6 protein-coding genes are annotated in these 6,883 nt (G+C 72.9%); 3 read left to right on the top strand and 3 right to left on the bottom strand.

All coding sequences use genetic code 11. The features are described 5' to 3' along the window. Window positions 1–33 precede the first annotated feature (33 nt). Genes Q0L54_RS09485 through mtrA form a run of 3 tightly spaced genes read right to left on the bottom strand, consistent with a single transcriptional unit; the run spans window position 34 to window position 4,072 of the window. Window positions 34–1,758, bottom strand: coding sequence for an LpqB family beta-propeller domain-containing protein (locus tag Q0L54_RS09485; protein WP_296667566.1), 1,725 nt, complete (start codon window positions 1,756–1,758; stop codon window positions 34–36). Beyond that, entirely contained in the window at window positions 1,755–3,392 is a 1,638-nt protein-coding gene (gene mtrB, locus Q0L54_RS09480; RefSeq protein ID WP_296667565.1) for an MtrAB system histidine kinase MtrB, read from the bottom strand. Before mtrB ends, Q0L54_RS09485 begins: the two co-directional genes overlap by 4 nt. Further along, window positions 3,389–4,072, bottom strand: a complete 684-nt coding sequence (gene mtrA / locus Q0L54_RS09475) for an MtrAB system response regulator MtrA (RefSeq protein WP_296667564.1) — start codon at window positions 4,070–4,072, stop codon at window positions 3,389–3,391. Before mtrA ends, mtrB begins: the two co-directional genes overlap by 4 nt. 78 nt (window positions 4,073–4,150) lie before the next feature. On the opposite strand from mtrA, the gene Q0L54_RS09470 reads away from it, so the two are divergent. The 3 genes from Q0L54_RS09470 to Q0L54_RS09460 all read left to right on the top strand — a co-directional run. After that, entirely contained in the window at window positions 4,151–5,305 is a 1,155-nt protein-coding gene (locus Q0L54_RS09470; RefSeq protein ID WP_296667562.1) for a hypothetical protein, read from the top strand. Further along, the gene (locus tag Q0L54_RS09465) at window positions 5,302–5,937 is read left to right on the top strand and encodes a DUF4129 domain-containing protein (RefSeq protein WP_296667560.1); all 636 of its coding nucleotides are present in this window, start codon (window positions 5,302–5,304) and stop codon (window positions 5,935–5,937) included. Before Q0L54_RS09470 ends, Q0L54_RS09465 begins: the two co-directional genes overlap by 4 nt. Then, a partial coding sequence (locus Q0L54_RS09460; RefSeq protein WP_296667559.1) for a DUF4350 domain-containing protein occupies window positions 5,934–6,883 on the top strand: 950 nt, incomplete at its 3' end. The genes Q0L54_RS09465 and Q0L54_RS09460, both read left to right, overlap by 4 nt.

Raw genomic sequence — 6,883 nt, 5'->3', positions numbered from 1 at the left:
CGCGGCAGGCACGGGGACATCGCCCCGGTGCCGTCACCCCGCGTAGGCAAGCTCCGTGACGCCAGCCGCGATCAGGGACCAGCCCGCGCCCGCACGTTCCCGCACGGAGCCGTCCGACGACACGAGCGTGATCGACCGGTCGCCGTGGCGCGCGGCGATGCTGACCGCGTCCGGCACGGCCGCATCCTGGACGGTGCGACCACCCACGGCGACCACCCACAGAGGGGTGGTGTCCTCGCCGATCGACCGCCCGAGCAAGGCGACCGAAAGATCATCCACCCAGATCGCGTCGACCACGGTGCCCACATTGGCGCCCACTCGCAGCGGCTCGCCCACGCTCAGCGGCGCGCCGTCCTCGCCGCGCACCACCTCCGCGATCTCGACCACGGTCTGGCCGCCCGCGCGTGACACGACCATCACCCGTGCGCCGTCGCGAGACGGCACGGCGGACAGCACCGAACGCCCGGCCAGCCACCGCGCGTCCAGACGGACCGCGTCCGCGCCGGGCGAAACCGCGATGAGCACCTCGGGGGCCGAGGCCTCGGCGGTCCACACCCAGCTGTAGCGATCGAAGCTGGGCGGAAGGAGCGAGCCTCCTGACAGCACGGTCTGCGTGTCCATCACCCCGCCCTGCGCCGCGTTCGCGTCGAACGCGACCAGCGCGTCGACGCCCCCTCGAAGGGCGTCCGACACGACGATGCGCCCCTCGCCCACGCGGAAGGCGGTCCGCTCGTCGTCGGAGGCCAGCGCCAGGGAGTTCGCGCCGTCGGGCAACACGCCCGTGCGGTCGGGCACCGTCCACAGCTCGCCGCCATCCCACATTCCGAGGCGCCCGCCGACGAAGGCCGCCGCGAGATTCTCCGGCACCGGCTCTCGGACGAGCGTGTCCGCCGGCTCGCTGACGAGCGGCACGCCGGCCGTGGTGACCGACACCTCGCGGATGCCCGGCAAGGCCTTGAGCGTGAGGCTGAGTTGCTGCTCCGCGAGCAGGCGCTCGTCCGCCGTCGCATTCGAGAGGGAGGCGAGCTGCACCTGTGCGACGCCGTCGGTCACCACCACCGAGTCGACCGCGAGCGCCGAGCCGGCCGGGAATCCGGTGAGCACCGCGTTCGACAACCACGGCGAAGGTCCCGCGACCAGCTCGCGCGCGGCCCACGTCGCGACGTTGTTCTGCGGCAGCCAGCGGAGCTCGGGCACCGCGGTGACGCCGTCCAGCGCCGCGAACACCAGCGACACGGGCAGGAACGTGCGGTTGAAGGTCGCCTCCGCGAGCAGCGAGCCGTCGTCGAGGCTGGCGATGCGCCACTGCGAGGCGGCATTCTGCTCGACCCTGAACTCGAGCTGAGTCTGGGTGTCCGCCTCCGCCTCGACCAGGCGGCCCGCATCGTCGATCCACGCCGCCACGGGGACGGCGTAGCTCACCCGCCCCGCCGCCTCGTCGTAGTCCGGCGTGAGGGCGCCCGAGTCGAACACGGTGATCTCGGCCAGCGGGTCCCATTCCGCGCTCGCCTCGGGCGTGAGGTACTCGCGGGCCACGCTGAAGTCAGAGGCGAAGCCCGCCGCGGTCGCCCGGATGAACCCGGACACGATCGCGGTCACGCCATCGTCCGGTCGCGGGCCCTCCGCGAACGGCACGAAGGGCTCCGGGCCCTCCACCTCGCCGAGGCCCTCGTTGACCGGCCCCGAGGTCGGGATCGACGCGCACGCCGCGAGCGTCACCGCGACCAGCGCGGCCCACACGGACGCCCTCAGCCTCATGGCGCCACCTCCGTGCGGTCCTGGTCCAGCACGATCCTCTCGGCGATGGTCCCGTAGTCGAGCTCGGCGATCACGAGCGGCAGCGGCGGGTGCTGACCCAGCCCTCGCGACGTCCGGGGCAGCTGCAGCCGGAAGCTCGCACCCTTGCCCGGCAGCCCCCAAGCCTCGAGCTGACCCCCATGCAGCAGGGCGTCCTCGCGCGCGATCGAGAGCCCGAGGCCCGTGCCGCCCATGGTCCTGGCGCGCGCCGCATCGGCCCGCCAGAAGCGGTCGAAGACCCGCTGGGCCTGCTGAGGCGTGAGGCCGATGCCGTAGTCCCGGACCACCACCGCCACCGCGCGTTTGTTCGACGCGACCACCACGTCGACGGGCCGCCGCTGGGCGTGCTCGATGGCGTTGGAGAGAAGGTTGCGGACGATGCGCGCCACGCGCGGGCGGTCCATGGAGGCCACGTGGTCCCCCTTCGCCACCCACAGGTGCAGCTCGACGCCCTGCGTGCGCGCCGGGTGCTGCATCGCCTCGACCTGGTCACGGACCACGTCTGCCAACGACATGTCGTCGAACTCGAGCTGCGCGGCGCCCGCGTCGATGCGGGAGATCTCCAGGAGGTCGGACAGCAGCGACTCGAAGCGGTCGATCTGGTTGTCGAGCAGCTCCGCGGACCGCGCGACCTCGGGGGGGAAGCCCCCGCGGGAGTCGTGCAGCACCGAGGACGCCATGCGGATGGTGGTGAGCGGCGTGCGCAGCTCGTGGGAGACGTCGGAGACGAAGCGCCGCTGAAGGCGCGACAACTCCTCCATGCGGGTGATCTGGCGCTGCAGCGACTCGGCCATCTCGTTGAAGGTGCGCGCGAGCGTCGCCATCTCGTCCTGCCCACGCACCGTCATGCGTTCCGAGAGGATCCCCTCGGCCAGCCGCGACGCGACTCGGGCGGCCTGGCGGACCGGGCGGACGGTCTGGCGCGTGACCTGAAATGTGAGCAGCGCGAGCAGGCCCATGAGGGCGACCGCGCCCACAGCGAGCACGCGTTGAATGAGGCTCAGCGTCGCCTGCTCGTCCGCGAGCGAGTACACGAAGTACAGCTCGTAGTCGCCCGCCACCCTGATGGTGAACGGCACGCCCACCACCACACCGGGGTCAGCCGTGTCCGGCAGCTCCACGAACTGCCACGGCTGGGTGGTGCCGGTCTCGACCGCCACGCGCATCTCCGGCGAGATGACCTGGACCAGGTCCGCGGACGACACGGGGGTCGACAGCAGGACGCCGGAGGTGTTGCGCGGATCCCGCAGCAGCACCAGCCCACGCGTGTTGCCGCCCAGCGTGCCCAGGCCGTCCAGGAGGTCGTACACCAGCTGCTGCAGGTCTCCCGGACTCTCCGCGGTCGACGCCTCGACGTTCTGCTGCGCACCCGCGGCATCGCGCGCGGTCTCCGCAAGAATCCGATCGACTCGAGTCTGCACCAGGCCGTCTCGGATCTGGTTGCTGATGAACCCGCCGAGCACCACCACCGCGACCAGACCGATCACCGTGGTGGTGGCGACCACCCGCAGCAGCAGGGATCCGCGGAACCGGCGCCACAACCGTCGCGGACCCCGGGCGAGGTTCGCCCACAGGGAGCGCGCGGAGAGCCTCACGACCCCACGCCACCCGCCTTGTACCCCACGCCGCGGACCGTGACGATGATCTCCGGGTTCTCGGGGTCGCGCTCGACCTTGGCGCGCAGCCGCTGGATGTGGACGTTGACCAGGCGAGTGTCCGCAGCATGGCGGTATCCCCACACATCCTCGAGCAGCACCTCACGGGTGAACACCTGGCCCGGGCTGCGCGCGAGCGTGACCAGCACGTCGAACTCGAGCGGCGTCAGGGGGATCAGCTCGCCGTCGCGGGTCACGCGGTGACCGGTGACGTCGATCTCGAGGTCTGCGACGCGCACCATCGCGGGCGTGGCGTTGTCGTTGCGGCGCAGGCGGGCGCGCACCCGCGCGATGAGCTCCCGCGGCTTGAAGGGCTTCGGGACGTAGTCGTCCGCTCCGGACTCGAGGCCGAGCACCACGTCCACCGTGTCGGACTTGGCCGTGAGCATGATGATGGGCACGCCCGACTCCGCACGGATCTCCCGGCAGATGTCGATGCCGCTCTTGCCCGGCAGCATCAGGTCGAGCAGGATCACGTCGGGATTCGTGGAATGGAATGCCGCGACCGCCTCGTCGCCGTGGTCGCAGAACACCGTCTCGAAACCGTCCCCGCGCAGCACGATGCCCAGCATCTCGGCCACGGCAGGGTCATCGTCGACCACCAGGATCTTCGCCGTCATGACCCCATTATGCCGAGAGCCTGGCGAGGGGCCGACACCCGCGTGGCAAGATGGGCGAGACCCGAGGGGGAGGTTGCGATGGACCACCGCGACGACGCCGCTGCATGGGCGGCACCGACGCCCGCCGACGGCGCTACGGACCACCGTCCCGCGGCGACGCCAGCCGTCGACTACGGCGTGCCTCAGGCGGCCGCCCCCGGGCCCGTGCCGACCCCTCCGGCGCCGCCCGCGCCCACCTGGCAGGCGGCGCCCGGCCCCGTTCCCGCCGCGATGCCGTCGGTGGGCCACGCCCCCACCTACGCGTCCTGGCAGCCCGGATTCATGCCGCTGCGGCCGCTCTCGTTCGGCGACCTGCTGGGGCTGCCGTTCCGGGCGATGCGGTACAACCGCGGCGTGATCATCGGCGGGCCGCTGCTGTTGACGCTGGTCGCGACGGTCGCCACCGCCGCGGCGATGTGGCTCCTGTTCACGGACCCGTCACTGGGGCTGCTCGACCCGAACTCGACGTTCTCCGCCATCAGCCCCACCACCATCGCGGTGGGCGTGGTGGCGCTCGTGGCGGCGCTGCTGGCGGACGTGCTGTCGAGCGCGATCGTCGCACCCGGCGTGGCGCGCGGCGTGCTCGGGGAGCGGATCCGGCTGGGCGATGCCTGGCGGGCGATGCGCCCGCGGGTCGGATCGCTGCTCCTGCTGTACCTCATCGCGGGCGGCTCCATGCTGGTGGTGGTGGGGCTCGCGCTGACGCCGCTGATGCTGTCCGCGGTCAACAATGACGCGACCTATCTGGGCCTGGGGCTGCTCCTCATGGTGACGGTGGCATTCCCCGCCGGCGTGCTCATCTCCACCATCGGCGGCATCTCCCGGCCGGTGGTGGTGCTGGAACAGCGCGGCGCTGTCGCCGCGATCCGCCGCGCCGTGGCGCTGGTCCGCGGGCGGTTCTGGTGGTCGCTGCTGGTGGTGTTCGTGGCGTCCGCGCTCATCGGCATCGTGTCGAGCGTGCTCCAGCAGGTGGGCAGCTTTGGCGCAGTGGCCGTGGCCTTCGCGGCTCCCGACAATGTGGTGGCGCTCGCCATCGCGTTCTTCACCGTGACGGCCCTGTCGCTCGTGGTGTCCTATGTGCTCACGTACTCCTACCTGGGCTCCCTGTTCTCCCTGGTCTACATCGACCTGAGGATCCGCCACGAGGGCTTCGACCTCACCCTCGCCGAGGCCGCCGAGGCGCGGCGCGCGTGAGTCTCGACGCCCCTCCGCTGCTGCCGGATGCGGACACGGCGCGGCGCTGGGCCGTGGAGGAGCTCGCCAAGGACGACTACACGCAGGGCGGGCAATCCTGGCTCGACCGCCTCATCGAGTGGTTCACGCGCACGCTCGCCGGGCTCGGCGACGGGGTGGGGGGAACCCTCGGGGCGCTCGGCGTCATCGTCGCCGTGATCATCGGCCTGGGTCTGGTGGGGCTGGTGGTGTGGCTGGTCGTCGGGCCGATGCGCAGGTCGCGGCGGGCGGCCGAGGCGGACGGGCTGTTCGAGGACGAGCGGGGCGCCGATGCGCTCGAGCAGTCCGCGCGTGACAGCGCCTCCGCGGGCGACTGGGCGGGTGCGACGCTCGACCTGTACCGCGCGCTCATCCGGCGGCTCGCCGAGCGCGACGTCATCGTGCTGACCCCCGGCCTCACGGCGCACGAGGCCGCGGCGCAGGCGGGATCCGTGCTGCCGGCGCTGAGCCTCCGGCTCAACCGCGACGCGGACGCCTTCGATGGGATCCGCTACGGGCACCTCGCCGCCTCCGAGGCGACCTATGCGCACACCCTCGAGACGCTGCGGGCCGCCTCCTCCGCCCGCGCACGGGTCCAGGTCGACGCGCCGTGACCACCGCCACGGACTTCCGTACCGCGCCCGCCGGGCCCGGCCTCAAGGCGCGCGCGCGCTCGGGCCGCTGGGGCATCGTCGCGGTCCTGCTGTTCGTGCTGCTGGTCGCGTCGCTCGCGCTCGGCGCCCGCCCCGGCGACTACACCGCGCTGTCCACGGAGAACTCGACGCCCACCGGCACGCGGGCGCTCGCCCAGATCCTGCGCGACCACGGCGTCGAGGTCCGTCAGGTCGACCGCCTCGCCCAGGCCCGGGTCACGGACCCCGAGAACACCACCGTGGTGATCGCGGAGCCCGCCCTGCTCACCGACGGCCAGGCCGGCTCGCTCGCGGAGTACCCCGGGGACCTGGTGCTGGTGGGCTCCGGCGACACGGCCTTCGACGCGCTGGGCATCCCGATACGCGAGGCGCCGGTGCCGCTGCCCGAGGCGGCCTCTGCGCAGTGCGCGGACCCGGACGCGGCCGCGGCGCAGGAGGTTCGCGTCGAGGATTGGGGCGTGGTCGGGACCGGCTCGGTGGTGGGCGCGGGCGTCGACCTGTGCTTCGCGCAGCGCGGCGGCGTCTCCGCGTATGCGGCCGCCCGGGACGGCGGCAGATCCGTCGCGGTGATCGCGTCGACCGGCATCGTCACCAACGGCGCCCTCGACCAGCTGGGCCACGCGGCGCTGGCGATCCGCGCCACGGGGCGCCACCCGCAGGTGGTCTGGTACGTGGCCGACGGCCTCGACCCGAGCCTGCTCACGTGGTCCGGCTCCGGCGCCGGCGCCGAGCCGCCGTCCGAGATCGACGCGACACCGGACTTCCTGCCGCCGGGCACCGGCTCCGCGCTGTACGCGCTCGCGCTGGCGGCCCTGGTCGGGGCATTCTGGCGCGCCCGCCGGTTCGGTGCGCTGGTGCCCGAGCCGCTGCCGGTCGTGGTGCGCGCGTCCGAGGCGACGCGCGGCCG

Source organism: Demequina sp., from assembly GCF_024642165.1.
Lineage (GTDB): Bacteria > Actinomycetota > Actinomycetes > Actinomycetales > Demequinaceae > Demequina.
Note: the sequence above shows the minus strand (reverse complement) of the source record. Positions and strands in the feature narration are given on the sequence as shown.

Excerpts from the sequence above, each read along its gene's own strand:
- Q0L54_RS09485 (WP_296667566.1), bottom strand. The coding sequence starts at position 1,758 with ATGAGGCTGAGGGCGTCCGTGTGGGCCGCGCTGGTCGCGGTGACGCTC.
- mtrA (WP_296667564.1), bottom strand. The coding sequence starts at position 4,072 with ATGACGGCGAAGATCCTGGTGGTCGACGATGACCCTGCCGTGGCCGAG.
- Q0L54_RS09470 (WP_296667562.1), top strand. The coding sequence starts at position 4,151 with ATGGACCACCGCGACGACGCCGCTGCATGGGCGGCACCGACGCCCGCC.